Origin of the sequence: Rufibacter sp. XAAS-G3-1 (assembly GCF_013623775.1) — a bacterium.
Lineage (GTDB): Bacteria > Bacteroidota > Bacteroidia > Cytophagales > Hymenobacteraceae > Nibribacter.
Genome location: NZ_JABFAM010000036.1, coordinates 1 through 1,431, shown reverse-complemented (window position 1 = coordinate 1,431; position 1,431 = coordinate 1). Strand labels below are relative to the sequence as shown.

The 1,431-nt window shown below is 36.5% G+C and carries 3 protein-coding genes; 2 read left to right on the top strand and 1 reads right to left on the bottom strand.

Annotated elements, in window-relative coordinates; all coding sequences use genetic code 11:
• The first annotated feature begins 106 nt into the window (after positions 1-106).
• Together HHO50_RS20865 and HHO50_RS20860 are read left to right on the top strand one after the other, a co-directional pair.
• Entirely contained in the window at positions 107-616 is a 510-nt protein-coding gene (locus HHO50_RS20865; protein ID WP_181309082.1) for a hypothetical protein, read from the top strand.
• A 92-nt stretch (positions 617-708) separates the two neighbouring features.
• Positions 709-1,146: a hypothetical protein gene (locus HHO50_RS20860; protein ID WP_181309081.1), complete on the top strand. Its 438-nt coding sequence runs from the start codon at positions 709-711 to the stop codon at positions 1,144-1,146.
• A gap of 57 nt (positions 1,147-1,203) precedes the next feature.
• Here HHO50_RS20860 and HHO50_RS20855 read toward each other — a convergent pair.
• The coding region (locus HHO50_RS20855; protein ID WP_219921620.1) for a transposase at positions 1,204-1,431 on the bottom strand (228 nt) is incomplete at its 5' end.

Sequence of the window (1,431 nt, the reverse complement as noted above, 5' to 3'; positions counted from 1 at the left end):
AAAAGTAAAAGAAAAACTTTGGCTAACAACAGCTAAACGCCAGCCTCGGCCGACGGCCTCCGCCGCCGTTTAGCCCAGCCGTTAGCCACAATTAAAATATTATAAAATGACCGACATCGTTATAGAGATGCTTAAGTTTGGAAAAAATAATCTTGACAACGGCTTTACTAAAAAGCAAATGACAGATTATTTGCAAAATTCTGGATTTAATTCAACTAACAACTCATTAGTAATCGACTTATACTTTAGAAAATATTTTACGTTTTTTACGCCAATTGGACAACAACCGATTCAAAATAATTCGACAATATACTTTTTAGAACCAGAAGGATATTTTGACCTATTACAACACCAATCTACAGTAGAATCGACTAATCTGTCAAGAAGAGCCAATTTAATAGGCTCCGCATCAATCTTTGTAGCCTTAGTAGCTTTAGGGATTTCTTTAGTTCCTTTATTAAAATATTCTGAAATTGACAAAGGAAAAGAAAAGTTAGAACTGAAATCTATAGATGAACCAAAGAATGAACAAGGGAAAAACACACAATCATTAAATGGGAAGCAGCAACTTCTACTAGAGAAAGCCAATTTAGCCCAAGATTCAATAAAGAAGTAAAAAAATAACAGTGGCTAACATTGTATAAAAATCATGCTACGGCCGACGGCCTTGCACGTTTTTTATACTAACCGTTAGCCAAAATGTAAAGAATGAAAGGTTTAGCAATTTTAGCAGCGATTTTACTTACAGTTTTTTATTGTTTGCGCTTCGGTTATATCTGGACAGCTTATGGACATGGCGGACAAATAATAGGAATACCATTCGCATTGATAATGATAGGATTGGCAATTTCTTATTCGACATCAAAGAAAGAATTAAGAAAAGAAAAGCTATTCTACATTTCAATTTTCTATTTCTTAACACTAGGAAGCTTCAGTTTGACAGTAGAAATTATCAGAAATACCGTCACCGATTATTTTGAACTTTTATATTTAGAGCCAAATGTATTAGTTGATAAAATATTATTGGGGTTTGTATTAACTGGACTTGTAGCAACAGTCTTTAAATTCAGAAAAATAAATAAAAGAGAAAAAGTTAAAAGAAACACTTTGGCTAACAATGGTAGCTGTTGCACAACTCCTAACTAATGGAGAGCTAGAATACTTGCTTCTGTTCCTTTCCTACTTTTTCACTAAGTACCATAGCTAAAAAAGCATGAGAAAAGCATTTCCGTAAGGTCTGGGCAGTGCCATGACGGCTGATTGCCTTGTTTTTGGGGTGAAGCGCATCAGTTTCCGCAGGTTGTAAGCCGTAGCTGCCAATAGCAGTACCTTCAGCGCCTGTTTAATGCCCCTGGTGTTGATCTTGCGTAGTCCCATGTAGTTGATGAGCGTGCCCAGCACCGGCTCCACCGTTGCCTGCCTGAGGCTCTT